The 25,955-nt window shown below is 61.2% G+C and carries 22 protein-coding genes and 1 tRNA gene; 9 read left to right on the forward strand and 14 right to left on the reverse strand.

Going from position 1 to position 25,955, the window contains the following annotated elements:
* Positions 1–89: 89 nt before the first annotated feature.
* The 12 genes from K1W69_RS08950 to chvE all read right to left on the reverse strand — a co-directional run bounded on the left by K1W69_RS08950 (position 90) and on the right by chvE (position 14,232).
* A complete protein-coding gene (locus K1W69_RS08950) occupies positions 90–878 on the reverse strand; it encodes a FadR/GntR family transcriptional regulator (protein ID WP_220228033.1) in 789 nt (262 codons plus the stop codon).
* Positions 879–893: 15 nt separating this feature from the next.
* Positions 894–1,856: a galactofuranose ABC transporter, permease protein YjfF gene (gene yjfF / locus K1W69_RS08955; protein WP_220228034.1), complete on the reverse strand. Its 963-nt coding sequence runs from the start codon at positions 1,854–1,856 to the stop codon at positions 894–896.
* Positions 1,853–2,899, reverse strand: coding sequence for an ABC transporter permease (locus tag K1W69_RS08960; RefSeq protein WP_258570961.1), 1,047 nt, complete (start codon positions 2,897–2,899; stop codon positions 1,853–1,855). The genes yjfF and K1W69_RS08960 overlap by 4 nt, the downstream gene beginning before the upstream one ends.
* Positions 2,883–4,406: a sugar ABC transporter ATP-binding protein gene (locus K1W69_RS08965; RefSeq protein WP_220228035.1), complete on the reverse strand. Its 1,524-nt coding sequence runs from the start codon at positions 4,404–4,406 to the stop codon at positions 2,883–2,885. The genes K1W69_RS08960 and K1W69_RS08965 overlap by 17 nt, the downstream gene beginning before the upstream one ends.
* 82 nt (positions 4,407–4,488) lie before the next feature.
* Positions 4,489–5,403 (reverse strand): ABC transporter substrate-binding protein, encoded by a 915-nt coding sequence (locus tag K1W69_RS08970; protein WP_220228036.1) that lies wholly within the window; start codon positions 5,401–5,403, stop codon positions 4,489–4,491.
* Between the two features lie 278 nt (positions 5,404–5,681).
* Positions 5,682–6,623 (reverse strand): SMP-30/gluconolactonase/LRE family protein, encoded by a 942-nt coding sequence (locus K1W69_RS08975; RefSeq protein ID WP_220229267.1) that lies wholly within the window; start codon positions 6,621–6,623, stop codon positions 5,682–5,684.
* A gap of 32 nt (positions 6,624–6,655) precedes the next feature.
* Positions 6,656–7,573, reverse strand: coding sequence for a dihydrodipicolinate synthase family protein (locus tag K1W69_RS08980; protein WP_220228037.1), 918 nt, complete (start codon positions 7,571–7,573; stop codon positions 6,656–6,658).
* A 13-nt stretch (positions 7,574–7,586) separates the two neighbouring features.
* Positions 7,587–8,531, reverse strand: a complete 945-nt coding sequence (locus K1W69_RS08985) for a Gfo/Idh/MocA family protein (protein ID WP_220229268.1) — start codon at positions 8,529–8,531, stop codon at positions 7,587–7,589.
* Positions 8,528–10,270: an L-arabinonate dehydratase gene (araD, locus tag K1W69_RS08990; protein ID WP_220228038.1), complete on the reverse strand. Its 1,743-nt coding sequence runs from the start codon at positions 10,268–10,270 to the stop codon at positions 8,528–8,530. Before araD ends, K1W69_RS08985 begins: the two co-directional genes overlap by 4 nt.
* 37 nt (positions 10,271–10,307) lie before the next feature.
* Positions 10,308–11,549: a multiple monosaccharide ABC transporter permease gene (gene mmsB, locus K1W69_RS08995; RefSeq protein WP_220229269.1), complete on the reverse strand. Its 1,242-nt coding sequence runs from the start codon at positions 11,547–11,549 to the stop codon at positions 10,308–10,310.
* Between the two features lie 2 nt (positions 11,550–11,551).
* Positions 11,552–13,084 (reverse strand): multiple monosaccharide ABC transporter ATP-binding protein, encoded by a 1,533-nt coding sequence (mmsA, locus tag K1W69_RS09000; RefSeq protein WP_258570962.1) that lies wholly within the window; start codon positions 13,082–13,084, stop codon positions 11,552–11,554.
* An 80-nt stretch (positions 13,085–13,164) separates the two neighbouring features.
* Positions 13,165–14,232 (reverse strand): multiple monosaccharide ABC transporter substrate-binding protein, encoded by a 1,068-nt coding sequence (gene chvE / locus K1W69_RS09005; protein ID WP_220228039.1) that lies wholly within the window; start codon positions 14,230–14,232, stop codon positions 13,165–13,167.
* Between the two features lie 127 nt (positions 14,233–14,359).
* Between chvE and K1W69_RS09010 the strand changes: the two genes are divergently transcribed.
* Positions 14,360–15,322: a LysR family transcriptional regulator gene (locus tag K1W69_RS09010; protein ID WP_258570963.1), complete on the forward strand. Its 963-nt coding sequence runs from the start codon at positions 14,360–14,362 to the stop codon at positions 15,320–15,322.
* Positions 15,323–15,409: 87 nt separating this feature from the next.
* Here the strand turns inward: K1W69_RS09010 and K1W69_RS09015 are convergent, their stop codons facing one another.
* Complete coding sequence (locus K1W69_RS09015) at positions 15,410–15,745, reverse strand: hypothetical protein (protein WP_220228040.1); 336 nt, start codon at positions 15,743–15,745, stop codon at positions 15,410–15,412.
* Positions 15,746–15,861: 116 nt separating this feature from the next.
* A tRNA-Arg gene (locus K1W69_RS09020) sits at positions 15,862–15,926 on the reverse strand.
* Between the two features lie 155 nt (positions 15,927–16,081).
* Between K1W69_RS09020 and K1W69_RS09025 the strand changes: the two genes are divergently transcribed.
* From K1W69_RS09025 to K1W69_RS09060, 8 genes are all read left to right on the forward strand, one after another.
* Positions 16,082–17,317: a tyrosine-type recombinase/integrase gene (locus K1W69_RS09025; RefSeq protein WP_220228041.1), complete on the forward strand. Its 1,236-nt coding sequence runs from the start codon at positions 16,082–16,084 to the stop codon at positions 17,315–17,317.
* Positions 17,318–17,530: 213 nt separating this feature from the next.
* Positions 17,531–18,199, forward strand: a complete 669-nt coding sequence (locus K1W69_RS09030; protein ID WP_220228042.1) for a TetR/AcrR family transcriptional regulator — start codon at positions 17,531–17,533, stop codon at positions 18,197–18,199.
* A 136-nt stretch (positions 18,200–18,335) separates the two neighbouring features.
* The gene (locus tag K1W69_RS09035; protein WP_258571062.1) at positions 18,336–18,800 is read left to right on the forward strand and encodes a flavin reductase family protein; all 465 of its coding nucleotides are present in this window, start codon (positions 18,336–18,338) and stop codon (positions 18,798–18,800) included.
* A 35-nt stretch (positions 18,801–18,835) separates the two neighbouring features.
* A complete protein-coding gene (locus K1W69_RS09040) occupies positions 18,836–19,795 on the forward strand; it encodes an NAD(P)H-dependent flavin oxidoreductase (RefSeq protein ID WP_220229272.1) in 960 nt (319 codons plus the stop codon).
* 16 nt (positions 19,796–19,811) lie between these two features.
* On the forward strand, positions 19,812–21,374 hold the full coding sequence (locus K1W69_RS09045; RefSeq protein WP_220228044.1) for an AMP-binding protein: 1,563 nt from the start codon (positions 19,812–19,814) through the stop codon (positions 21,372–21,374).
* Between the two features lie 93 nt (positions 21,375–21,467).
* Entirely contained in the window at positions 21,468–22,631 is a 1,164-nt protein-coding gene (locus K1W69_RS09050; protein WP_220228045.1) for an acyl-CoA dehydrogenase family protein, read from the forward strand.
* The gene (locus tag K1W69_RS09055; RefSeq protein WP_220228046.1) at positions 22,628–23,839 is read left to right on the forward strand and encodes an acetyl-CoA C-acetyltransferase; all 1,212 of its coding nucleotides are present in this window, start codon (positions 22,628–22,630) and stop codon (positions 23,837–23,839) included. Before K1W69_RS09050 ends, K1W69_RS09055 begins: the two co-directional genes overlap by 4 nt.
* A complete protein-coding gene (locus tag K1W69_RS09060; RefSeq protein ID WP_220228047.1) occupies positions 23,836–25,950 on the forward strand; it encodes an FAD-dependent oxidoreductase in 2,115 nt (704 codons plus the stop codon). Before K1W69_RS09055 ends, K1W69_RS09060 begins: the two co-directional genes overlap by 4 nt.
* Positions 25,951–25,955 lie beyond the last annotated feature (5 nt).

Here is a 25,955-nt window from a genome sequence, read left to right on the forward strand (position 1 = left end):
TTCGACCGCGCCAGAAAGATCAATCACTCGGCTTCCTGAAATTACCATTGTCACCCGGGTTTCAGAGCGCCATGCTTGCCTGAATGAGGTCAGTTCTGAATCCCGAGGGCCTCGTTCACATCACTGATGGAATCGTCCAGGAGGGTTTCCATGCGCCGGCGCGCAAGGTCGGAATTGCGCTGACGGATCGCTTCCAGGACGTCGCCATGCTGTTGGAGGCGCGCTTCCTTGATGACCGCAACGGCGGCGCCGCGCCAGCTCAGCCGGAACGTGCTGACCATGGCCGCATGGATGAGCGCGCTGAACGCGCCGATGAAATGATTGCGGGTCGCAAACAGGATCTCGAGATGGAAGCGAAGGTCGGCCTCGATCAGTTCGGTTTCATTGTTCGCCTTTGCGGCCATGTCTTCATAGGCCTTTTCAATCCTGTGCAACTGGCCTTCGTCAGCGATCTCGGCCGCCAGCGCAGCCGCGGGCGGCTCCACCATGCGGCGAAGGGCATAGAGGTCCATGGCGATCTCGCCGGGCGGTTTCGTCTGCAGATGCCAGCCGAGCACTTCCGGATCCAGCATGTTCCAGAAGGCCTGCGGTCGGACATGCGTTCCAACGCGTGGGCGGGCGACGATCATGCCCTTGGCTGCGAGCTTGCTGTAAGCTTCGCGCAATGCGGTCCGGGATACCGAGTAGCGCTTCAGCATCGCCGCCTCGTCGGGCAGGCGCGTCTCCGGCGCAAAGCCGCCGCTGACGATCTCGCGACCGAGCCTGTTGAGAACGCCCGCGCCGCTTGCTCCGCCAGGATCGGCCAGTAGATAAGCCCGCTCGGAAACACTGCCGCCCGTAACCCGAGGGTCGGTCCTCTTTTCGCGACTATCCGACATGATCGATCCGGAACATCAGGAGGTTCCTCTCAGGTTGAAGGAACTGACGAGGAAGCGGTGAAGGACGATGAACGCGAACAGCAACACGCCGCTCGAGATCATGATCCAGGCGCTGTTCAGCGAACCGTGGAAGATGATCAGGGTCGAGATCAGTCCGAGGATCATGCCGCCGAAGAGCGTTCCGGCGACCATGCCGACGCCTCCCGTCAACAGCGTCCCTCCAAGCACCACGGCGGCGATTGCCGACAGTTCGAGCGTGCTGCCGGCCAGCGGATATCCCGAAGAGGTGTACAGGGCGTAGACGACTCCGGCCAGCGCGCTGAAGAAACCTCCCGTCGCATAGACGCCGACCGTCGTCCGGCGAATATTGACGCCCATGAGCCGCGCGGATTCCTTGTCGCCGCCGATGGCGTAGACATTCGTTCCGAAGCGGGTGAAATGCGCGATGAAGATCGCCAGCGCCAGACTCGCCAGCATGACGATTGCCGAACTTCTCAAGACCCCGCGCCCGGGCAGCGGAATGCGCGCGGACGCATAGAGATCGACGAAGTCGTGCCGGATCGGCACGGAGTCGAGCGTCACCATGAAGCAGGCCCCGCGCAACAGGAACAGTCCCGCCAGGGTCACGATGAACGGCTGGATATCGCAGAAGTCGATAACGAAACCCTGCATGGCGCCATAGGCGATGCCGAAACAGATCATCAGCGCGGCGGCGGCCAGAGGATGCCAGCCCATGCGGTCCAGAACCGCCATGCAGACGCCGACGAAACCGATCATCGAACCGATCGAGAGATCGATGCCGCCGGAGAGGATCACGAATGTGGCGCCGATGGCGGCGATAATGATGAAAGCGTTGTCAGCGAGGATATTGCCGAGGACGAGCGTCGACAGGAAATTCTTGTACATGGCGCCACCGACCAGGAACAACGCGATAAAAACCACGATCGTTGCAGCCAGGGGCAGATACTTTCTGTTCATGACGCTCTCCGGTAAACTAGCCTGTGGATTGCACGGCGCGCATTGGCGGACTGGAGGAACAGAACCGTGAGGACGACCAGCGCCTTGATAATCAGATTGTATTCCGGCGGCAGCCCCGAGATCAGGGTCGCCGTCGTCAGCGACTGGATCACCAGCGCGCCGATAACCGTCATGCCGAGATAGATCCGGCCGCCCGCGAGCGAGCCGCCCCCGATCACGACGGCCAGAATGGCGTCGAGCTCGATATAGAGTCCGACCGAGACCGGGTCCGACGTGTGGGTGTCCGCCGTCATGATGATCCCCGCCCAGGCGGCAAGCAATCCGCACAACACATAGGCGAAGAAGACGATCAGCCGGGCGTTGACGCCGGCAAGGTTCGAGGCGGCGGCGTTGCCGCCGACGGCTTCGATGAACAGACCGAGCGCCGTTCTGCGGATCAGCAGCCAAAGCGCTGCGAAAATACCGGCCGCCAGCACAAGACGTGTCGGTATGTACCAGATGCTGCCGGTCGAAAGACCCTGGAGAAACGCGCTCTCGAAGCTCGGATCGGTGCCGCCGTAGAGCTGATTGATCAGCAAGCCGACGCCGCGACCCGACACCATCAGGATCAGGGTCGCGATGATCGGCTGAATGCCGAGGGCGGCCACCAGAAATCCGTTCCACATCCCGCAGAGTATTCCGGCGCCGAGCGCGATGAACAGGATTGCGACGTGCGGGTCGCCCATCTTGATGCGCCAGACGATGACGGCGCCGACGATCGCAATGATCGATCCCACCGACAGATCGATGCCCTTCGTGCCGATCACCACGGCCATGCCGAGCGCGACCAGCGCAGTGGGAACGGCCCGGTAGAGGATGTCGATGAGATTTCCGAAGAGACGGCCTTCGACGATCCTGATCTCGTAGAAGCCGGGCGATATCAGGCCGGCGACGATCAGGATAAGGACGAGCGCCAGCAGCGGCCAGATCGCCCGGCTCTGCATCAGCGCCCTCCACAGGCCCGCTGCGTGGTTGTCTTTTCCCATGTCAGTGCTGGCGGTCATCGTCCCCCGCAATCACCCTTATAATGTTGTCGCGTCTGATCTCGCCGCCGACGATCTCTCCAATCTTCTCCCGGTCGCGCAGCACGGCCACCCGGTCGGAGGCGGCGACGACTTCGTCGAGCTCGGACGAGGCGACGAGGAGAGCAAGGCCCTCGGAACACAGCTTCCTGATCAGGGTGATGATCTCGGCGTGCGCGCCGACGTCGATGCCGCGCGTCGGCTCGTCGAGCAGCAGAATATCCGGTCTGGAGGCGAGCGCCCGGGCAAGCACCACCTTCTGCTGATTGCCTCCGGAAAGCTGCCGCACCGGTTTCTCCGCGTCGGGCGTCGCGATCGCGAGCGCTTTAATCATTTCCGCGGCGATCTGTTCCTGCTGCCCGCGCGGCAAGCGCCGCAGCCAGCCCTGCTTCGACTGTATCGACAGCATGATGTTTTCGCGAATGCTCAATTCGCCGACGAGACCCTCGGCCTTGCGGTCTTCCGGACAAAAGGCGATTCCTGCAGCAAGCGAGCGTCGCGGCGAGTGACTTCCCGCCTCCTTCCCGTTGACCTTGAGCGAACCGCTGTCGGCGCGAATCGCTCCGAAGACAAGCTTCGTCAGTTCGGTTCGTCCCGATCCCAGAAGCCCGGCGAGACCCACCACCTCGCCTGCCCGCAAGGTGAGATCGAAGGGCTTGAGCGTGCGTCTGCGCCCGACCCCCTTTGCAACCAGCTTTTCCTTGCCTGTTTGCGGTGAAGCCTTGCCCGAATAGGCCGCCTCGACTTCGCCGAGCTCGCGGCCGATCATCATCGAAATGAGATCCTTGCGGGACACGTCGGACGCCATCGCCGAACCGACGAGCCCGCCATTCCTCAGCACCGATATCCGGTCCGAGATCTCGTAGACCTGGTCGAGGAAGTGAGTAATGAAGACCACCGCCATGCCGCGTTGCTTCAGGTCCCGCACGATGTCGAACAGCGTCGCGGTCTCCTGCGCGTCGAGGCTGGCCGTGGGCTCGTCGAGAACGAGCACGCTGGTCTCGTTGTCCAGGGCGTGGGCGATGGCGACGAGCTGCTGCACCGCGACCGAATAGGATCCGACCGGTTGCTCGATATCGATATCCAGATTGAGACGGGCAAGCTTGGCCCTGGCGCGCGCCCGCGCCTTGCGCCAGGAGATGACGCCCGGCCAGCCCTCCGACGGACCGAGCGCCAGATTTTTCGTGACCGACATGGCCGGAATCAGGTTCACTTCCTGGTAGACTGTTGAAACACCGTGCGACTGGGCTTCGCCGGTCGACTGGAAATCGACGGATGTCCCGTCCAGCCGTATTTCACCGCTGTCGCGCTCCAGCGCGCCCGTCAGGATCTTTATCAGTGTGGACTTGCCGGCGCCGTTTTCGCCGAGAAGCGCATGGACCTCGCCGGCGTGAAGCGTGAAATCGACATCGTCGAGCGCACGCACGCCGGGAAAGGCCTTCGTGATGCCGCGCATTTCAACGCGAAGAGAGGTGCTGGAATCGCTCATTCGTCCGATCGCATCATGCCGACGCGCATCGACGCCCCTTGCGGGGCGCCGTCGCGCTGCATCTTATACGGGCCGTCAACGCCTAGTCAGCCGTGTGCAGGTCTGACGGAATGACGATCCACTTGTCGAGTTCGGCCGGGTTCTTGATGTAATCGAGAACGACCGGATAGATGAACTCGCCGACTGCGGAGCGGAGTTCGACGGACGCATTCGCCTCGCCGTCATCAAGGGCGTCCTTGATCGCGGGAACATAGTCCACCGAGACCATCTGCACGTCTTTTCCCGGATTGAGGCCGGCTTCCTTCATCGCCTGGATCGCCCCGAGCTGCATGTTGTCGTTATGGGCGAAGGAGGCGCATATGCCGTCCAGATTGTCCGTCGACTTGATAAAGGCCTCCATCACCTTCTTGCCGCCTTCGGTGGTGAAATCGCCGGACTGGGTCGCGACGATTTCCATCGCCGGGAACTGGCCGATGACCGCTTCGAAACCCTTCTTGCGTTCGATGGCCGGGGCGGAGCCGGTCGTGCCCTGCAGTTCGACGATCTTGCAATCGCCTTTGCTTTCGGCGGCCAGCCAGGCGCCAGCCAGTTTGCCTTCAAGATTGAAGTCGGCCGAAATGCGCGTGACATAGAGCGACTTGTCCTCGACGTCGACGTCACGGTCGACCAGGAAGACGGGGATTTCGGCGTCTCTGGCTTCGCGCAGCACCTGGTCCCAGCCGGTGACGACGACCGGCGCAATGATGATCGCGTCAACGCCCTGCGCGATGAATGCGCGCACCGCCCGCAACTGTTCTTCCTGCTTGCCCTGGGCGTTGGCGAATTTGAGGTCCACGCCGTAGTCCTTGGCGCTTTCCTGCATGTTGGCCGAAAATGCCGGCCGCCAGTCGCCTTCGGATCCGACCTGTGAAAAACCTATGGTCTGTGCGAAGGCGGATGGACCTGCCAGCGCAATCGCGCCAAGCGCGACGCCGGCGAGTGCGAACTTCAATGTCATGGTTATTCCTCCCGTTGGATTGGTCCGGAGGCCTCCTCCTTAGGCCGCCGTCAACAGGAATAATCATATTAGTAGTATTATTGAAATGCAACCCTCTATTGCATAATTTCTTAAAAAAATATAATATATTCAATTGTTTAATTATAATCACGACGGATCCTCGCGCGACGTTCTCCGTCGCGCGTCGGTTGGGCGCAGCCCTGACGACTGACCTTCGAACAGGCAGCGTCTATGGAGCCGGTCTCTCCCGGCGGGTCATCCATATCGGAACCGGTGGATCAGGGGTCAGCGCCTGCCTTCCTGGCTGTTACGCCTCCGGTTTCGCCCGTTTCTGGGGCGAGGCGAAAGACAGGCTCGGCCAGCCCCTTGAATGAACCTTCGATCACATAGGTGAATCCGGCGCCGGGATCGGCCGCACGCGCCCGCTCGTCCTGGCCCTCCCGGGCTGTCGTCACCAGCAAACCGGCCAGATCCCTGCCAACGAAAGCCGGACACGTCGTCTGGACTGCCGGAACCTCATAGGTGCGGACGAGATGACCGTCCGGCGAATATCCGGACACGGATCCGCCGCCCCATGCGGCGTTCCACATGACGCCGTCGGCGTCGGTCACCGACCCGTCGAAATGACCGCCAAGGGGCAGATCGCTGGCGGACAGAAACGGTGACGGTTCGCCTTGCGGCAAGGCTGTCGCAGGATCGATCGCGACCTGCCACACCGTGTCGACGGCGGTGTCCGCGAAATACGCGGTGCATCCGTCAGGCGAATAGCAAATCGAGTTGGGGATGGTGATATCCCGGTAGAGACGGCGCACTGTCCGGCCGTCGAACCAGTAGATCGCGCCGGCGTTGCGCTCCGCCTTCTTGCCCATGGTGCCGATCCAGAGCGCGCCGGACGGATGCACCCGGCCGTCATTCGATCGCGTCGTGTTGTCGTCGGCTTCCAGCGGCGCCAGCAGCGCAAACGCGCCATCGGACCTGGCGCGCAGATACAGACCGCCCTCCATTGCGACCAGTTGATGGTCGCCGTCGACGCGGGCGATCATGGACGCCATAGACGGCAGCGCATGCGCGTGCGTATCGCCGCTCGCAAAGCGATGCTCGAACAGCTTCCGGCCAACGATGTCGAGCCACCAGGCCGTATCCTCCGTCCGGTCGTAGGACGGTCCTTCGCCGAGTTCGCAGCGATCCGCGGGCAGTTTCCGGGTCCCTGCCTTTTCGATCGTCACGGTCGGTCATCCCTGTTCCGGAACATTCAAGCCCCCCATCGCAAGGCGAGCACGTCGAGATCGCGCGCCAGTTCGAGAAGCCGGTCCCTCGTGCGTTGCGACATCGGCTTCAGCGGATGGCGCACGAAATCGCTGCCGATGACGCCGCCTTCCATGAAGACCGCCTTCGTCGCCCGCAATCCGCATTGACGGTTCTCATGGTTGATGAGCGGCAGGCAACGCTTCCACTGTTCCAGCGCCGCATCGAGGTTGCCGGCCCGGTATTCGGTGACGATCGGTTTGATCTTTTCCGGAAACATCGCCGAGGTCATGGTTCCGGTAGCGCCGGCGTCGAGATCGGCGAGCAGCGTTACGGCTTCCTCGCCGTCGAAAGGTCCTTCGATATGCTCGCCTGCAGCTTCGAGCAGCGCGGCCAGCTTGTCGGCGGCGAAGGGGCATTCGATCTTGAAATAGGAGACGTTTGCGAGTTCCCGCGCCATCCGCGCCAGCAGGTCGACTGTGAGGGTGACGCCGGACAGCGGCGCGTCCTGGACCATTACAGGAATTCCGATCGCATCGTTGACCGCCTGAAAATGCTCGAAGACGCCCTGCGGCGACGCCTGCAGGCCAGCGCCGTGATAGGGCGGCATCATCATGACCATGGCCGCGCCAAGAGTTTCGGCCTCGCGCGCCCTTCGGACAACCAGATCGGTCCAGAAATGGCTGATCGTGACGATGACCGGAACCCGGCCGGCGGCGTGTTCCAGGCTGATCCGCGTCAACAGCGCCCGCTCTTCATCAGTCAGGAGGAACTGTTCGGAATAGTTCGCGAGAATGCAGATTGCGTCGACGCCCTGGTCGACCATGCAATCGATGACCCGACGCATGCCGTCTTCGTCGACCGCGCCGTCCGCGTGAAACGGAGTGGGGGCGACGGGAAGTATTCCTGCAAGGGCTTCGTTCATTGTCCTGTCCTGTTCATTCGTCGAAAGGCTCCACGGTGACGCGCCTGCCGAGGAGAAAGGCGTCCGCCACATGAATCATCGGGGAAAGATCCATGTCCATACCACCGCTGCGCACCAGTTTCGCCATCCTGGCGTAGAGACGCGGATACTCCCCCTGCAGCGCATTTCCATCTCCGTCCGCGTCAGCCTGTTTCCTGCCGTCGATCGTCAACGTGGCCCCGCCGTCTGCAAGGCGCATGCGACCCGCATCGGTCTCGACGTCGATGGTCCAGGTCTGATCACCCTGCTGACGCCAGTCGAAAACGGCCGTTACTTCGGCGCCCCCTGGATGGGCGAAGTCGAGCGATGCGGCGATCGGCGTCTCCCGGTTTTCCGGAACCTCAAGCGTCGCCGCCTTGAGGTGTACGGGTTCAGGCAGGATCGCCGTCAGGATCGACAGGGCGTTGACGCCCGGATCGAATACGCCAAGGCCGCCGGCCCTCCAGATCCAGTCCTGGCCCGGATGCCACCGCCGGACATCCTCCTTCCAGATAATCGTCGCCGAAACGAGCCTCTTGTCGCGAAGCCAGGCGCCGGCCTTTTCGACCTGCGCCGCCTCGCGCGAATGCCAGGTAGCATAGAGAGACACGCCTTTTTCGCGGGCGAGAGCTTCGAGCGCGACGCATTCGGCGAGCGTGGCGCCTGGCGGCTTTTCCAGCATGACGTGGCGGCCTGCCCGCAGCGCCGCGGCCGCGTATTCGAAACGCGGCGCCGGCGGCATGCAGAGCGAGACCACCTCTATGTCGGGCCGGCATGCAAGCAGTCTTTCAATATCGGTGAACGCCTCGACGCCATCGATGCGGCCGTGGCGCGAGACCGTCGCCGCCAGCTCCCAGTCGGGCGACGCGGCGATCGAAGGAACGTGCTGGTCCCCCGCTATCTTTCCGATGCCGGCAAGCGCTATCCTGACGCTCATCAGTGCGAATCCCTTCCCACGGCCGCGCCGCGACAGCCTCTCAGGAAATCGAGATCGGCGCCGGTGTCGGCGCCCTGCACATAAGTCTGGTGGAGCCAGGCGTAGCCGGAATCCGGCTGGTCGGGCGGCGGCGACCATTCCGCCAAACGCGCCGCCAGCTCCGCTTCGGTGATATCGAGGTGCAGACGCCGGGCTTCGACGTCGAGTTCGATCATGTCTCCGTCCCGAACCACGGCGAGCGGACCGCCTGTCGCAGCCTCGGGCGACGTATGCAGAATGACCGTGCCGTAGGCCGTGCCGGACATGCGCGCATCCGAGATGCGCACCATGTCGGTTATGCCCTTCTTCAGGACCTTCGGCGGCAGACCCATATTGCCGACCTCGGCCATGCCGGGATATCCTCTGGGTCCGCAGTTCTTCAGGACGAGGATGCAGGTCTCGTCCACGTCGAGCGCGTCGTCGCCGATCCGCGCCTTGTAGTGGTCGATGTCGTCGAAGACCACGGCGCGGCCCCGGTGTTTCAACAGATGCGACGAAGCAGCCGATGGTTTGATCACGGCGCCGTTCGGCGCCAGATTGCCCTTCAGAACAGCGATGCCGCCCTGTTGCGTCAGGGCCTTGTCGACCGGCAGGATGACGTCGGGATTGTGATTGACCGCCTCCCTGACCTCGTCCCCTATCGAAGCGCCGGAAACGGTCAGCGCGTCTTTATGCAGCAGACCCGCCTCGCACAGATGTCTGAGGACCACCGGAAGCCCGCCGGCGTAGAAGAACTCTTCCATCAGATACGCGCCGGACGGCATCAGATTGACGATGGTCGCAATGTCCCGGCCGCACCGGTCCCAGTCGTCCAGCGTCAGATCGACGCCGACGCGCCCGGCGATGGCAAGCAGATGAATGACGGCGTTGGTCGATCCGCCGATCGCGCCATTCGTCCGGATCGCGTTCTCGAAGGCCAGCTTCGTCAATATGTCGGACGGCTTGAGGTCGTCCTTCACCATCCCGACGATACGTCGTCCGGAAAGCTGCGCCATCATCCGTCGGCGGCTGTCGACGGCCGGAATGGCCGCGTTGCCGGAAAGGGCCATGCCGAGCGCTTCTGCCATCGACGCCATGGTCGAGGCGGTGCCCATCGTGTTGCAGGAACCCGGCGATCGCGACATCGAGGCTTCGGCCTCGAGGAAGTCGTCGGCGCTCATTTCGCCCGCCTTCACGGCTTCGGAGAACTTCCACAAATGCGTGCCGGACCCGACGCGCTCGCCGCGGAAGTAGCCGTTGAGCATCGGTCCTCCGGTCACCACGATCGACGGCAGATCGGTCGAGGCGGCGCCCATCAGCAGGCTGGGGGTGGTCTTGTCGCAACCAACCAGCAGCACCGCGCCGTCCATGGGCTGACCGCGCATCGCTTCCTCGACCGCCATCGCCGCGAGGTTGCGGAACATCATCGCCGTCGGACGGAAGGAGCTTTCGGCCGCCGAGAAGACCGGCACTTCCACCGGAAAGCCGCCGGCTTCGTAGACGCCGTTTTTCACCCTCTCGGCCAGATCGCGCAGATGCGCGTTGCACGGGGTCAGTTCCGACCAGGTGTTGAGGATGCCGATCACCGGACGCCCGTCGAACATGTCGTGCGGAAAGCCCTGGTTCTTCATCCAGCCGCGATGATAAATCTGGTCGCGGCCGGTTCCGCCGAACCATTCCTGCGACCGCAACTTGCGGGGCCATGGGGCGGGCTTGAAGCTCATTGGCTGTCCTCGGCGTTTTGGTGCTTACCCATGATCATCAACCCTGCTTCTGCTTGTTGTAGACATCGAAGACGACGGCTGCGAGCAGCACCAGACCCTTGATCATCTGCTGGTAGTCGATGCCGATGCCCATGATCGACATGCCGTTGTTGAGCACGCCCATAAGGAAGGCCCCGACGACCGCGCCGACGATCGTTCCGACGCCGCCCGACATCGACGCGCCGCCGATAAAGACTGCGGCGATCACGTCGAGTTCGAGGGCGAACCCGGCCTTGGGCGTCGCCGTATTGAGGCGCGCCGCGAACACTAGGCCGGCCGCCGCCGCAAGCAGACCCATGTTGACGAAAGCGAGGAAAGTCAGCCGCTCGGTCTTGATCCCCGAAAGCTTTGCCGCCTTCTGGTTGCCGCCCAGCGCATAGATGCGCCGGCCAATGACGGTGTTGGATGTCAGAAAAGCGTAGATGACCGCCAGCACGCCCATCGTCAGCAGCACATTGGGCAGGCCCCGGAAGGTCGACAGCTTGTAGGTGATAAAGATGATCGCTGCCGCGACGATCGCGTTGCGGGCAATGAAGAAACTGCGCGGCTCGTCGACGATTCCATAGGCGCGATTGCGGGCGCGCTGGCGCAACCCGATCCAGACGAGTCCTCCGGCCGCCGCTATGCCGACCGCAAGCGCCAGAACGTTGATCCGGCGCACGCCAATGAAGCCGGCAAGCGTCTCGCCGATGCCGGCGGGCAGGATGTCGGGCACGAAACCGTTCGCGATCACCTGGAAAGACTGCGGAAAAGGGCCCACGGACTGGCCTTCAAGCAGCCACAGCGACAGCCCGCGGAAAACCAGCATGCCGGCGAGCGTCACGATGAAGGAGGGTATCTTCCAGTAGGCGATCCAGTACCCTTGCGCGGCGCCGATGAGCGCGCCGGCGACGAGGCATATCGGGACCGTGACGAAGACAGGCTGTTCAAGGTTGACGATCATCACGGCCGCAAGCGCGCCAATGAAACCCATGACCGAGCCGACGGAAAGATCGATATTGCCGGAAACGATGACGACGAGCATGCCGAGCGCCATGATGACGATATAGCTGTTCTGAAGCAGCAGGTTGGTGATGTTGATGGCGCGCAGCAGCGTTCCGTCGGTCACTGCCTGGAAGAACACCATGATCGCAATCAGCGCGAACAGCAGGCCGTATTCCCGCAAATGCGACAAAAGATACTGCCGGACGCTCTTGCCCCGCGCCGTGATCCGATCGGCGGTCTCCTCGCCCTGAACCATTGTCACGTTTCCACTCCCTGCTCGTTGACGATGAGCGACATGATTCGCTCCTGTGTCGCGTCGGCGGCGGAAAGTTCGCCGACCAGCGACCCTTCGCTCATCACATAGATGCGGTCGCACATGCCGATCAGCTCCGGCATCTCCGACGAGATCATCACGACGCCTTTGCCTTCCGCGGCGAGCGTGTTGATGATCGTGTAGATTTCATATTTGGCCCCGACATCGATGCCGCGGGTCGGCTCGTCGAGGATGAGGACTTCCGGCGTTGTGTTGAGCCATTTGGCCAGCACCACTTTCTGCTGGTTGCCGCCGGACAGGTTCACGGTCTTCTGGAAGACCGAAGGCGTGCGGATCGCCAGCGCATCGCGGTATTTCTCGGCGACGCGGGTCTCCTCGTTTTTGTTGAGGACGCCGCCCGCCGAAACATCGCGCAGGTTAGCGAGCGTGGTGTTGAAGCGGATGGTTTCGTCGAGAACCAGCCCCAGAGACTTCCGGTCCTCCGTCACGTAGGAGATTCCGGCGTCTATCGCGCGGTCGACGGTCGAAACGTCGACGGGTTCGCCGCTTATGCGCACCGTCCCGGAAATGTTGCGGCCGTAGCTGCGGCCGAAGATGGACATGGCGAGTTCCGTGCGACCGGACCCCATCAGGCCGGCGACGCCCACCACCTCGCCCCGACGGACGGTAAAGGACACGTTCCTGATGACCTGGCGGTCGGCGTGCTCGGGATGCCAGGCGTTCCAGCCTTCGACCTCCATGAGGACTTCGCCCGGCGTCCGGACGTGTTCGGGGAAGCGGTGGGTCATGTCCCGGCCCACCATGTCGCGGACGATCCGGTCCTCGCTCAGCCCGTTCTTCGTTTCCAGTGTGGAGACCGTCGTTCCGTCGCGGATCACGGTGACCGTGTCTGCCACGTATCGCACCTCGCCGAGCTTGTGCGAAATGATAATGCAGGTCACACCCTGCGCCTTCAGTTCCAGCATCAGATCGAGCAGCCTGCGGCTGTCGTTTTCCTGAAGCGCGGACGTCGGCTCGTCCAGGATCAGCAGTTTCACGTCCTTCGAAAGGGCCTTGGCGATTTCGACGAGTTGCTGTTTGCCCACCCCGATGCTGTCGACCTTGGTCGTGGGCGGCTCCTTGAGGCCGACCTTGGCGAGCAGCGCCTCGGTTCGGCTGTTGGTCTCACGCCAGTCGACCACGCCATGCCTGGACCGTTCGTTGCCGAGGAAGATGTTTTCAGCGATCGAAAGCTGCGGCACGAGCGCCAGTTCCTGGTGGATGATGATGATTCCCCGGTCCTCGCTGTCCCGGATGTCGCGAAAGGCCACCAGTTCGCCGTCGAAGATGATCTCGCCGTCATAGCTGCCGGCGGGATAGACGCCGGAAAGCACTTTCATGAGCGTCGACTTGCCGGCGCCGTTTTCACCGCAGATGGCGTGGATCTCGCCCCGGCGCACCTGGATGCTCACGCTGTCGAGCGCCCGGACGCCCGGAAAGGCCTTGGTGATTTCGCGCATTTCGAGAAGCGTTGTCATGATCTGCCCGAAGCTGGACTGAGGCCGGATTTCCTCCCCGGACAGGCGCCGGGGAGGATGACGCCGTTGGCTGTCAGAGCCTATTCAATCTCGTCCTTCGAATAGTAACCGCTTCCGATGAGCACCTCTTCCCAGTTGGATACGTCAACCGAAACCGGCACGAGGAGGTATGACGGAACGACCTTGACGCCGTTGTCATAGGTCTTCGTGTCGTTGATTTCGGGTTCGCTGTCCTTCAGCAGGGCGTCGACCATGCCGACGGTGACGCGGGCGAGTTCGCGGGTGTCCTTGAAGACGGTCGAATACTGCTCGCCCGCCAGGATCGACTTGACCGAAGGGATCTCCGCGTCCTGGCCGCTGACGATCGGCATCTGCAGGTCGCCGGAGCCATAACCCACGCCTTTCAGCGACGACAATATGCCGATCGAAAGACCGTCATAGGGAGACAGGACGCCGTGGATCTGCTGGTCGGTATAGTGCGCCGAGAGCAGGTTATCCATGCGCGCCTGGGCGACCGCGCCGTCCCAGCGCAGCGTGCCGACCGTATCCATGCCCATCTGTTCGGAGACGATGGTGATCCTGCCGTCATCGACATGCGGCTGCAGCACGCTCATCGCGCCGTCGTAGAAGAAATAGGCATTGTTGTCGTCGGGCGACCCGCCAAACAGTTCGACGTTCCATGTCTCCGCGTCGGGAAACCGTTCCTTCAGCCCGGAGACAAGCGATTCCGCCTGCTGAACGCCGACCTTGAAGTTATCGAAAGTCGCATAATAATCGACGTCGGGACTGTCGCGGATCAGACGGTCATAGGCGATGACCGGGATGCCCAGCGCGGCTGCATTGGCCAGCGCGTTGGAGAGCGTGGTGCCGTCAATGGCGGCGATCACCAGCGCATCGACCTCCTTGGTGATCATGTTCTCGATCTGCGCGAGCTGGTTGGGAATGTCGTCCTCGGCGTATTGCAGGTCGGTGTCGTAGCCCGCCGCCTCGAATTGTTCGACCATCGACTCGCCATCGGAAATCCAGCGCGAAGACGATTTTGTCGGCATTGCGATGCCGACGGTGTCCTTGTCCTGCGCAAACGCCGGCATTGCGAAGAGCCCTGCGCCAAAGGCGAGCGTGCTCAGCAGGGAAATCAGCTTTCTCATTCAATCCTCCCGGTAATGTCCTTCATCACGATCGACTCCTCCAGCCGACGCGACAGGTCGGGTCGTGCGGACCCGCCCGAACTGTATGAGGTCCAGTAGATGCAATTCAATTAATTAGATTGACAAATTGCATATCATTTTTGATATGCAGATAATGCTCAATCGCGCCAACAAACTGAAGCTGAGAGATCTGCGCCTGATCAAGGCGATCGCGGAGACCGGTCAGCTCGCCCTGGCGGCCGAGCGTCTGGCGATGACCCAACCGGCCGCCTCTCGCATGGTGTCCGGTATCGAACAGTCGATCGGCGCACCGGTTTTCGAACGCCATCCCAAGGGCATGACGCCCACTGCTGTGGGAAAAATCCTCGCCAGGAACGCAGCCGGTCTGCTCAAGGGCATGGACCAGACCCTGGCCGACGTTCAGTCGGCGATAACCGGCCAGTCCGGCGCCGTCCGCGTGGGCGCCGTCACCGGCGCCGCGGTCGGTTTCGTCGTGCCCGCAATCCAGAAGCTGAAGAAAACGGCGAGCGGAGCGGATATTCATGTGGATGTCGCGCCCAGCGACGTGCTGGTCGAGGGGCTCCTGGGCGGTGAATACGATTTCGTGCTCTCAAGGATACCTGCGGGCACGGATCCGCGGCAGTTTCAGGTGCGTCGCGGCCGGGTTGAAGTGATCCGCTTTCTGGTTCGTCGCGATCACCCCCTGGCGGGGCCGGGTCCGTTGAAGACTGCGGACCTCGCCGGCTGGGAATGGGTGGCGCAAGGACTGCGCACGCCCCTTCGGCAGGCGATCGAGGAAGCCTTCGTCTCCCGGGGAATTCCGCTGCCGGACGAGATCGTCAATACGTCGTCGCTCCTGGTGATGTTCGCCTATCTGGGCTCGACCGACGCCATCGCTCCGACATCGCGGGAGGTCGCGGAACTGGTCGCCCCGACCAGCGGCGCCAGCCAACTCGCGGCGCTGGATCTGGAAGACCCCATCATCATCAATCCCTATTACCATCTGATCTCGATGAAGAACCAGTCGCTAAGCCCGATAGCGATGCAGCTCCACGACCTGGTCTATGCCGCGCTCTCCGGGGAAAGCTGATCTCTCCGCGTTGGCGGCCGGTCGGCCGCGCAGGAGGCTTCTTCACAGTCCCGGAGGATCCGAAAACCACCCTGAGGTTTCCAACTCTCAATCGGCAAACACCAGCAAGTCAGTTCCGCCCCACGAGACAAACACCTTCTCGCCCGGCTGAAACATCTCCGCTTCCGTGCCGCCAGTCAGTTTGACGACCTTGAACGTCGTGTCGGCTAAGCTTTTCTGGATGCTTTTGCGATCGGCTGTCAGTCCGACGCCCTTCGATAGGCGCATCGCCAAAATTCGAACAAATAGCAAACACCGCTGCTGCAATTTTTCGGCGTTTGTGCTATATAGCGCCACTAGGGAGAAGCTTCTGTCACTGCGAAAAAAAGCGCTTTGAATGGCAGAATCCGAAATTCCCGAAACAAAGCCAGATATCGCGCGCAATCCCCGATTTCCCCAAACGAAGCCAGATTTGCCGAAACGCTCATTTACCGAAACAAAGCCAGAACCTGACTTCACCTCTAAAAGTTTATCTAAATATATGATTTTTAATGATATTTTGGCGCACCCGACAGGATTCGAACCTGTGACCTCTGCCTTCGGAGGGCTAAGGAATTGGGTTTCTGGTGGTTTCCCAACATTCCAAGACATTCTTTAATATACTGAATTTTTTTATTTTTTTACCATTTTCGTATTTTAACGTTCCTTGACGTTTCCCTGTCGGTGGTTACTATGTGGTTACTTTTTCAAAAAAGTAACCACCGATTTGGAACCCGTCGCATGCCCAACAAACTGACGAAATCAGTCGTCGATCATGCTCATCCTGCAGACCGTGACTACTTCCTGTGGGATAGCGATCTGAAGGGTTTCGGCATCAAGATCTCAAAGGGCGGCCGAAAGACTTATGTCTGCAAATATCGGGTCGGAGCTGGACGATCTGCTCCAACAAGACGCTACACGATTGGCGCACATGGATCTCCCTGGACCGTCGATCAGGCCAGAGCTGAAGCCCGTCGCATCCTCGGCAGAGCCGCAAATGGTGAAGACCCTGCACAAGAAAAGCAGGACGAGAAGAAACAGATCACGGTTACCCAGCTCTGCGATCTATACCTCGAGCACGGAACCGGAACAAAGAAGCCAAGTACCGTGGCCACCGATCGAGGGCGTATCAAGCGACACATCAAGCCGCTACTTGGCAAGAAAAAGGTGCGGGACGTTACTCGTGCGGATATCAAACGTTTCTTGCAAGATGTTTCGAATGGAAAGACATCAGCCGATGTAAAGACCGGGTTGCGAGGTCGCGCCATTGTAAGGGGTGGCAAAGGGGCAGCCACTCGAACCGTTGGTCTGCTCGGCGGGATTTTCAGCTACGCCATTGATTGCGGATTGATCGAGACAAACCCCGTGCACGGCGTCAAGCGGTTTCCAGACAGGAAGGGAGAACGATACCTCAACCAGAATGAACTCGTGCGACTTGGGCAGGCTTTGCAGCTGGGATTGGTGACGGGCATCAATCCACAGGCAATCGCAATCCTGAAATTACTCATGTTTACGGGAATGCGGAAAAGAGAGATTGAAACGCTGCGGTGGAGCGAGGTCGACTCAGATCGTGGATATCTACGACTGGAAGATTCGAAAACGGGACAGAAATCCGTTCCGCTGAGTGCACCCGCGAGACAAGTAATCTCCGAAATTCCAGCACTTGAAGGAAGCACCTTCGTGTTCCCCGCTTTCCGAGGCAACGGATTCTATGAAGGCACTCCGAAGGTCTGGAAGAAAATCCGAAAAATGGCGGGGATCGAAGATGTCCGGCTTCATGACCTGCGTCACAGCTTTGCCAGTGTGGCAGTATCCGGTGGCGCCAGCCTGCCACTCATCGGTTCACTTCTCGGCCACAAAGATGTCGCCACAACCCATCGGTATGCGCATCTCTATGATGATCCTGTTAGGGCTGCCAGCGAGGCTGTTGGGGCCCAATTAGATGCTTTTATGGCAGTAGCAGCGGTGCGTAAGTGAAAATGAATCCCTAGCATCAATATTTCAGGCTCGGTTATCCTCTGGATATCTCAGTTTCAGATATCGAAACTGTTACGGCCATTCCAGATACAAAGATCGCATTAGAACAACCGGTTCAGTCATAGCACACCCTATGCTATGACTGTTCGGACGAGGTCGGTAAAATAGATGGAAGCCGCTCTCTACAATCAACTATCGCAATCGGAGATCGTATTGTCGAAGACCGGATCTGAATCAGACACCCAGAAGAAAAGCAAACCGAAGCGGCCCTCACTGCGGGAGATGCACAAACAGGAGAGCCGAAAAAGGCTCGTTGAAGCCGGTCGCTCAATGTTTGAGGAAAACGGGTTCCTCAATACGTCCGTGGAGTTGATCACCAATGCGGCCGGAGCCAGCCGGGGAACCTTCTATCTTCATTTCAACAGCACAGCGGAAGTACTTGTCGAAGCGGTGACGCAAGCCCACATCGATCGCGTGCTCGAACTTTTCGACAATCTCGCTTCGCTCGAATCGCTGACGCCGGATTCGCTGCAATCTTGGATTTGCGATTACATCTCTCTTTATGAAGAGACGAAGCTGATCATGCGGGCATTTCTGCAAGGCCAGAGCCGCGGCGGTCAGGACGTGCTGAATACTGCTGACGAAGTGCTTGAAGGGTTTCTTGCTGCCATCGTAACCAAGATCTCCCTGATGCGCGAGAAGCGTGGTTTCAAACCGGACCCTGCGGAAGACAAGATGCGGGCACTCCTGATGTGGGCTCAATTGGAAAGGCTATGTTACTACTGGTTCATTCGCGGACAGGAGACAATCGACCGTAAACGCGCCGCAGCGCTCATTTCCGAATCCTGGATGGCGCTCCTGATAGAATCGAAGCGCAATTGAAACTCCAATTTGATAAACTGTATTTTCACTTGACATACTGATCAGTTATCGGTCACTCTATTCTTCAAGCTTGATGAAGCAGCGTATTGACGCCCAACAGGCAAGAGGGATTCTCATGAGCGATTTCAGATTGGCTATGCGAGGTCTGTGTCAGACCGTAGGTATTGTGACCACGGTTGATCGCGGGCAGTGTCGGGGTATGACGGCAAGTTCCATCACGTCCGTTTCAATGGACCCGCCCTCGGTACTGGTGAGCGTCAACAAGGATGCATCCATCCATTCTGCAATCACCAGCAGCAGGCGCTTCAGCGTCAATTTCCTGTCGGACGTTCAGGAAGATCTCAGCCGAATTTTCAGTTCGGAGATACCCGGCGAAGAGCGGTTTCTCCACGGAGAATGGGTTAAGGAAGACGGCTGTCCACCAGAGCTCGTTGGTGCCCTTTCGGTCATTTCCTGCGACCTGGAAACGACGTCGACATTCGCGACGCATACAATATTTCTAGGTTGCGTCAGAACCGTCAGGTTGAGCAACGCCGGTTATCCGCTGGTGTATATGCAGGGGCGCTACCATCCGCTTCGGGAAAAAGGCGCCGCTGCTTGAGCGCGACATCCGACACCGCCGTATCAAAACAGCCGATGGTATCTTCGATAGATGCGCTTCGAGAGACGCTGCGCATTCCCGTCGTGGCGTCGCCGATGTTTATCGTTTCGGGCCCGTCGCTCGTCATGGCCCAGTGCAAGGCAGGCGTCGTCGGCTCTTTTCCGGCGCTCAACGCGCGGCCGTCCGAACAGTTGGACGATTGGCTCACCGAGATTCGTGAAGAACTTGCGGGCCATGATGCGACTTCAACCGGACGCCTTCCTGCCCCATTTGCAGTCAACCAGATCGTCCATCGCAGCAATACGCGTCTGGATCATGATCTCGCAGTATGTGTCAGGCAGCAGGTCCCTGTCGTCATCACATCGCTTGGCGCCGTGCCGGAAATCTATGACGCAGTCCATTCCTATGGCGGCGTGGTATTCCACGACGTCATTCACGATCGTCACGCGCGCAAGGCCATCGAGATGGGAGCCGACGGGCTTATCGCGGTCGCAGCCGGCGCCGGCGGACATGCGGGCGTCCTGTCTCCCTTCGCCCTCGTGCAGGAAATCCGGCGCTGGTTCGACGGACCGCTGCTGCTTTCCGGCTCGATCGCCAATGGCGCGTCCATCCTGGCCGCGCAGGCGATGGGCGCGGACTTCGCTTACATAGGCTCCCCGTTCATCGCAACGCAGGAAGCCCGCGCAGTGGACGCCTACAAGCAGATGGTCGTCGATGCGAAAGCCGCCGACATCGTCTACACCGACTTCTTCACCGGCGTGCACGGCAATTATCTGAAGGGATCCGTGCTTGCACAGGGACTGGATCCGGACGATCTGCCGCGTTCTGACCCGTCTCGCATGGATTTTTCCGCCGGGGCCGGCAAGGCCTGGAAGGATATCTGGGGATGCGGTCAGGGCGTCGGAGCGGTCGACGCGGTCGTGCCTGCGGCCGAACTCGTCGACAGGCTGGCGCGGGAATATCGCGAGGCCAGGAAGCGCCTCGTCGAAATCTGACTGGGAGGAGAACATAATGACGAATGCACCGGACTGGGTCTCCTTTTATGCCCGCAGGAACGGCATTGCTCCTGCCCTGGAATCCGTCGACAACGGAAAGACGATGAGCTGGGGACAGCTCGAACAGCGCGTATCAGCCCTCTCCGGCGTTCTGGTTTCCCGGTTCGGTGTGAAACGGGGCGACCGGGTATCGGTAATCGCCGAAAACGATTTCCGGGTTTTCGAACTGCTGTTCGCCTGCATGCGGATCGGCGCGATCTTCGTGCCGATGAACTGGCGCCTGACGCCGACCGAGTTGTCGGTGTTGATCGAGGATTGCGAGCCTGGGGTCCTTTTGCACGACGAGATCTGGGCCGAAACCGCCCAACAGCTTGTCCGACTGGCCGACGGCGAAATCACGCTGTTCGGCTGGGGCGCGTCTGGCGGCGAGTACGAACGCGCCATGGCCGCTGCAGAGCCACTGGCGGGAAACTGGACCGCCGATATCGATGATCCGACATGCATTCTCTACACCTCCGGCACGACGGGCATTCCCAAGGGCTCTCTCGTGTCCCACCGCACCTTGCTGGCGCAGGTCGAAAACGCCTTCGTTGACTGTCTCCTCGGTCTACCTGGCTCCAAATACCTCAATCCCATGCCGCTCTTCCACGCAGGCGGGCTCACGACGCTCTGCCTGCCGGTATTGGCGTCGGGCGGCGCGGTGGCCTTCGCCCGCCGTTTTGACCCTGCGCAATGCCTGGACTGGCTGGTCGATCCGGCGCGGGAAGTCACCCATTTCAACGGCTCTCCCATCTTCTTTGAGCAGTTGGCGGGCTGTTCGGGCTTCGGGCGATCCGGTTTCAGTCATCTCAAACACGCCCATGTGGCGGGGGCGACCATTATGGATTCCCTGATCGACCAATGGGCGGACGCCGGCTTTCTGGTCCAGCAGTTTTATGGCGGCACAGAGATGGGGCCTTCGGCAATGGCCATGCCGCTTTCCCGCGTCCTCGACAAACGCGGGTCGTGCGGACTGCCGATGCTGTTGACGCGGTCACGCCTGGTCGACGCCGACATGGTCGACGTACCGATCGGCAGCGAAGGCGAGATACTGCTCGCAGGTCCCGCAATCACCCCCGGATACTGGCGGCGTGAACCGACCTCGGCCGACTGGTCCGACGGATGGTTTCGCACCGGCGACGTGGCGCGTCAGGATGAAGATGGGTTTCATTACATCGTCGACCGCGTGAAAGACGTCTACAAGTCGGGCGGCGAGAGCGTCTTCCCGGCCGAAATCGAACGCGCCCTGCTTGAAATGCCCTCGGTCTCGGAAGTGGCGGTCATCGGCGTTCCCCATGACCGATGGGGCGAAGTCGGCTGCGCTGTCATTGTGGCAAAGCAGGGAGACAGGCTTACGGTCGAGGATCTCCAGATCCATCTTCAGGGACGCTTCGCACGCTACAAGTTCCCCAAGGAGATCATGCTTGTCGACGACCTGCCGCGCAACGCGCTTGGGAAGACCGACAAGAAACTGCTGCGCGGACGCTACGCCGCGCTCAGGAGTGAAGGTGCTCGGAAGGTCGATCAAGCCACTGTATGATTAACAATAAGTCCATATAATTATCATTTCATATATTGACTAAACATACAGTTCATTTATTACCTTCCCATGTTTGCGCTGGTGGAGGTCAATATGCTGGACGAGGAGTACAGGCCGTTTTTCCGGGAGGATCACCGGCTGTTTCGAGACCAGGTGCGGTCCTTCCTTGAACGGGAAATAGAACCCCATCACGAACAATGGGAACGAGACGGCGTCGTCTCGCGCGACGCCTGGCTGAAGGCCGGCGCAGCGGGCATTCTCTGCTCATCAGTCACGGAAGAACATGAAGGTCCAGGCGGCGACTATCTGCACAACGCCGTCGTCATCGAAGAAATGGCCTACGTCGGTGTGTCAGGACCAGGCTTCTGGATTCATTCCGAAATGGTCGTGCCCTATATCGAGACGTTTGGAACAGCGGAGCAGAAGTCCCGCTGGCTGCCGCAACTGGTCTCTGGCGAAGCGATCGGCGCGGTCGGCATGTCGGAGCCCGGCGCGGGCAGCGATCTGCGCGGCATCACGACGTCGGCGGTTCGCGTTCCGGAGGGCTGGCGGATCCGCGGCCAAAAGGTCTTTATCTCCAACGGCCAGCTTGCCGATCTTGTGGTGCTTGCCGCAAAGACCTCGCCGAAGGAACGCTCCTCCCGCAGCCTGTCGCTTTTCCTTGTCGACACCTCCCTGCCCGGTTTCCGGCGCGGCAAGAACCTCGACAAGCTCGGCTACCATGCGCAGGACACGTCAGAACTGTTCTTTGACGACCTGATCGTTCCCGAAGACGCACTGCTCGGAAATGAGGGCGACGGATTCAGCCAGTTGATCCACGGACTGGCGCGGGAGCGCATATCGATCGCGGTGTCGTGCCAGGCAAAAGCCGAATACGCCTTTCGCCAAACGCTGGCCTACGTGAAGGAGCGAAAGCTTTTCGGACGTGGTCTCGGCGAGTTCCAGAACACCCGCTTTCGCCTGGCCGACCTCAGAACGGAAATCGCCGTCGGGCGCGCCTATGTCGACCAGATGCTGGTGCGCTACATCGAAGGCGGGCTTGACGCCGAAACGGCGGCCCTCGCCAAGCTGTGGACGACAGAGATGCTTGGCCGCGTCGTCGACGCATGCCTTCAGCTCCATGGCGGCTGGGGTTACATGCGGGAGTTTCCGATCGCCCGCGCCTATGCCGACGCCCGCGTCGAACGCATCGCCGGCGGGTCGTCCGAAGTGCTACGCGAGATTATCGGCCGCGCGGTTGTCGGAGGTGAGCGATGAGCGCCGCCTATATCGTCGACGCCGTTCGCACGCCGCGGGGACGCGGTCGTCCCGACGGCGGACTGCATACGCTTTCGCCGATCGATCTCGGCGCCGCCGTCCTGAAGGCGATCGTCGAGCGCACGAACATCGATCCGGCTATCGCCGACGACTGCGTGTTGGGCTGCGCCGAAACGGTGAACGACCAGGGATCGAACATAGCCCGGTCCTCCTGGCTTTACGCCGGGTTGCCGGATGAAGTGCCGGGAATGGTCGTCAGCCGCTTTTGCGGATCGGGCCTCGACGCCGTTAACACGGCCGCCGCCAAGGTCATGTCCGGTCAGGCGGATGTCGTCGTTGCGGGCGGGGTGGAAATGCTGTCCCTGGTGCCGATGCTCGGCACCGGCGGCCCGACGGGCAGCGACGCCTGGTTCAATACGGCGAGCTGGCTGACGCCGCAGGGCGTTGCGGCGGACCTGATCGCGACGGTCAACGGCTTTTCCCGCAAGGAAGTCGACGCCTTCGCCGTCAAGAGCCAGGACAAGGCGGCGGCCGCACAAGCCGAAGGCCGGCATGCCAATGCGATCGTACCCGTGCACGATTTCAACGGTGAACTGGCGCTTGCAAAGGACGAACATCCCCGCCCCGGAACCACTGTCGAAACACTTGCCGGGTTGCGACCGGCATTCGCGGACATGGGCCTGAAAGGCGGTTTCGACAGCCTTCTGAAGCGCCGCTATCCCGACCTCATCGGCATCGATCACGTGCATCATGCTGGCAACTCGTCCGGCATCGTCGATGGCGCATCCGCCCTCCTCATCGTCTCGGAAGAAGCCCTCAAGCGTCACGACCTGACACCGAAGGCCCGCATTTCGGGCTTTGCGCAGGTCGGCGTTGACCCCTCCATTATGTTGATCGGGCCCGACGCGGCGTGCCGCAAATGTCTCGGACGCGCTGCGCTGGACTACGACGACATCGATCTTTTCGAAATCAACGAGGCCTTTGCGGCCGTGGTCCTCGATTTCATGAAACGCAGCGACGTCAACGAAGAGCGAATCAATGTTTCCGGCGGCGCCATCGCCTATGGCCACCCGATCGGCGCAACCGGCGCGATGCTGACCGGGACGCTTGTCGACGACATGGCTCGCACCGGCGCAAGACGAGGCGTGGTCAGTATGTGCGTCGGCGTCGGCATGGCCGTCGCAACCCTGCTGGAGACCGTTCAATGACCGAGATTATCAGCCGCGTTGACCGGGACGGCGTTGCAGTGCTGGTCTGGGACGACCCGGACCGCCCCGTCAACGTCAAGTCAGCCAAAGCAATAGCCGCGCTCAGCGACATGATCGACGTCGTTCTCGCCGACGATGTGGTAAAAGGGTATGTCATCGCATCCGGCAAGTCGGACTTCATCGCCGGCGGCGACATAGAGGAACTGCGCCGTTGCTCGAAGCCGTCGGAGGTCGATGCGCTTCTCAATCCGGTGCGCGCCTTGCTCGCCAGGATCGAAAACGGCGGAAAGCCGGCCGTCGCAGCGATCAGGGGAAATGCGCTGGGCGGCGGACTGGAACTGGCGCTCGCATGTCACGGACGCGTCGCCGTCGACACCGCAGCCACGAAATTCGGTCAGCCCGAAATAACGCTCGGCCTAATGCCTGGAGCCGGCGGCACGCAACGCCTGCCGCGTCTGGTCGGCCTGAAGCAGGCCATGCAGATGATATTGACGGGTCGCCCGATATCCGCCTGCGAAGCGCGCGCCTTCGGCCTCGTTGACCAGCTCACCGACGAGGACGGACTGATCGACGCCGCCTGTGCGCTGATCGCGGACGGCCTCTCCCCGGAGCAGCGGTGGAGCCGGCGCGACTATGAGTTCAATTTCGATCCGCAGTCCGCGGCCGGCAGGCGCCTGTTCGCCATGCAGTGGCCAATGACGAAAGCGCGTCTCGGCGAGGCTGACATCGCCCAAGACGCAATCCTCATGGCGCTGCATCACGGGCTGGAACGTCGGCTGGACGCCGGTCTGCTGATCGAAGCCAGACATTTCGCCCGCGTCGCTTCCTCCGACGCGGCCCACAACACGATCCGCACCGGCTTCATCGGCATGAATGAATTGCGGCGGATACCTGCAAGACCGGCCGGCTGCGACACACGCAGCTTCGGGCGCACGGCCGTCGTTGGCGCGGGGCTGATGGGATGCGGGATCGCCTACTGCCTCGCGCAATCCGGTCTGGCCGTCAGGTTGATTGACCGGGACCAGGAAACCGCGACGAAAGGCAAGGAGACCATCCTGCGCATCGCCGAACGGCAGCAAAAGGCGGGACGCCTGAGCGAAGCCGGGCGAGACGCCATCCTCGCGAAGATCGAGCCCGTCGGACCGGATGCGTCGCTCGCTGACATCCACGCGGTCATCGAAGCCGTTTTCGAAGACAAGGCGGTGAAATCCGAAGTTCTGCAACGCGTCAGCGCCTCCCTCAAGCCGGGCGCGCTGATTGCGTCCAATACATCGACGCTTCCGATCTCCGGATTGGCCGAGCGCCTTGCAAAACCAGACGACTTCCTTGGCCTGCATTTCTTTGCTCCGGTCGAAAGAATTGATCTCGTCGAGGTCGTACGTGGCGAAAAGACGTCGGACAGGACGCTCGCCGCAGCGCTTGATCTGATCAAGCTGATGCGCAAGCTGCCGGTCGTGGTCGAGGACGGTCCGGGCTTTTTCACAAGCCGGGTGCTCGGCTCCTATACCGGCGAAGCGCTGACCATGCTTGCGGAAGGCGTGGACCCGGTGCTCGTTGACAATGTCGCACTGGCGTTCGGCATGCCGCTCGGACCGCTACACATGGCGGACCTGACCGGGATTCCGGTGCTGACGATGATCTTCGACAGCCTGAAGGCGAATGAGAAGAGCATGGTGGGCCTGCGCGCCGACGAGGCGCTGACAGCGCTGAAAGACCGTGGCCGGATCGGCAAATCAACCGGCGGCATTTACGATCATTCGAAGGACGGAATTACGCGCTGGTCGGGGCTAGAAGCCGTTTTCCCAGCGAACCAGGCGCCCGTTTCAGCCGAAACCATCCGGATGCGCCTCGCCTGCGCACAGTCGCTGGAAGCCGTCCGCGCCCTTGAAGCCGGCGTCCTGCGCGCGCCGATCGACGGAGATGTCGCCGCGCGGCTGGGGTGGCGCTATCCGCTGGCGCATGGCGGCGTGTTCGCCTTCATCGACACGATGGGCGCAGACCAATTCGTGGCCGCCTCCCGTGATCTGGCCTCCAATTACGGCTCCCGTTTCGATCCACCCGCCCTTCTGGTCGGCATGGCCAAGCGCGGCGAAACATTTCACAGCTTGTAGGAGAG

Source organism: Flavimaribacter sediminis (genome assembly GCF_019492055.1).
Lineage (GTDB): Bacteria > Pseudomonadota > Alphaproteobacteria > Rhizobiales > Rhizobiaceae > Flavimaribacter > Flavimaribacter sediminis.

Excerpts from the sequence above, each read along its gene's own strand:
- K1W69_RS09055 (WP_220228046.1), top strand. The coding sequence starts at position 22,628 with ATGAGCGCCGCCTATATCGTCGACGCCGTTCGCACGCCGCGGGGACGC.
- K1W69_RS09060 (WP_220228047.1), top strand. The coding sequence starts at position 23,836 with ATGACCGAGATTATCAGCCGCGTTGACCGGGACGGCGTTGCAGTGCTG.
- K1W69_RS09025 (WP_220228041.1), top strand. The coding sequence starts at position 16,082 with ATGCCCAACAAACTGACGAAATCAGTCGTCGATCATGCTCATCCTGCA.
- K1W69_RS09045 (WP_220228044.1), top strand. The coding sequence starts at position 19,812 with ATGACGAATGCACCGGACTGGGTCTCCTTTTATGCCCGCAGGAACGGC.
- yjfF (WP_220228034.1), bottom strand. The coding sequence starts at position 1,856 with ATGAACAGAAAGTATCTGCCCCTGGCTGCAACGATCGTGGTTTTTATC.
- K1W69_RS08965 (WP_220228035.1), bottom strand. The coding sequence starts at position 4,406 with ATGAGCGATTCCAGCACCTCTCTTCGCGTTGAAATGCGCGGCATCACG.
- K1W69_RS09040 (WP_220229272.1), top strand. The coding sequence starts at position 18,836 with ATGGTATCTTCGATAGATGCGCTTCGAGAGACGCTGCGCATTCCCGTC.
- K1W69_RS08980 (WP_220228037.1), bottom strand. The coding sequence starts at position 7,573 with ATGAACGAAGCCCTTGCAGGAATACTTCCCGTCGCCCCCACTCCGTTT.
- K1W69_RS09050 (WP_220228045.1), top strand. The coding sequence starts at position 21,468 with ATGCTGGACGAGGAGTACAGGCCGTTTTTCCGGGAGGATCACCGGCTG.
- chvE (WP_220228039.1), bottom strand. The coding sequence starts at position 14,232 with ATGAGAAAGCTGATTTCCCTGCTGAGCACGCTCGCCTTTGGCGCAGGG.
- K1W69_RS08950 (WP_220228033.1), bottom strand. The coding sequence starts at position 878 with ATGTCGGATAGTCGCGAAAAGAGGACCGACCCTCGGGTTACGGGCGGC.
- K1W69_RS09035 (WP_258571062.1), top strand. The coding sequence starts at position 18,336 with ATGCGAGGTCTGTGTCAGACCGTAGGTATTGTGACCACGGTTGATCGC.
- mmsA (WP_258570962.1), bottom strand. The coding sequence starts at position 13,084 with ATGACAACGCTTCTCGAAATGCGCGAAATCACCAAGGCCTTTCCGGGC.
- K1W69_RS08960 (WP_258570961.1), bottom strand. The coding sequence starts at position 2,899 with ATGACCGCCAGCACTGACATGGGAAAAGACAACCACGCAGCGGGCCTG.
- araD (WP_220228038.1), bottom strand. The coding sequence starts at position 10,270 with ATGAGCTTCAAGCCCGCCCCATGGCCCCGCAAGTTGCGGTCGCAGGAA.
- K1W69_RS08970 (WP_220228036.1), bottom strand. The coding sequence starts at position 5,403 with ATGACATTGAAGTTCGCACTCGCCGGCGTCGCGCTTGGCGCGATTGCG.
- mmsB (WP_220229269.1), bottom strand. The coding sequence starts at position 11,549 with ATGGTTCAGGGCGAGGAGACCGCCGATCGGATCACGGCGCGGGGCAAG.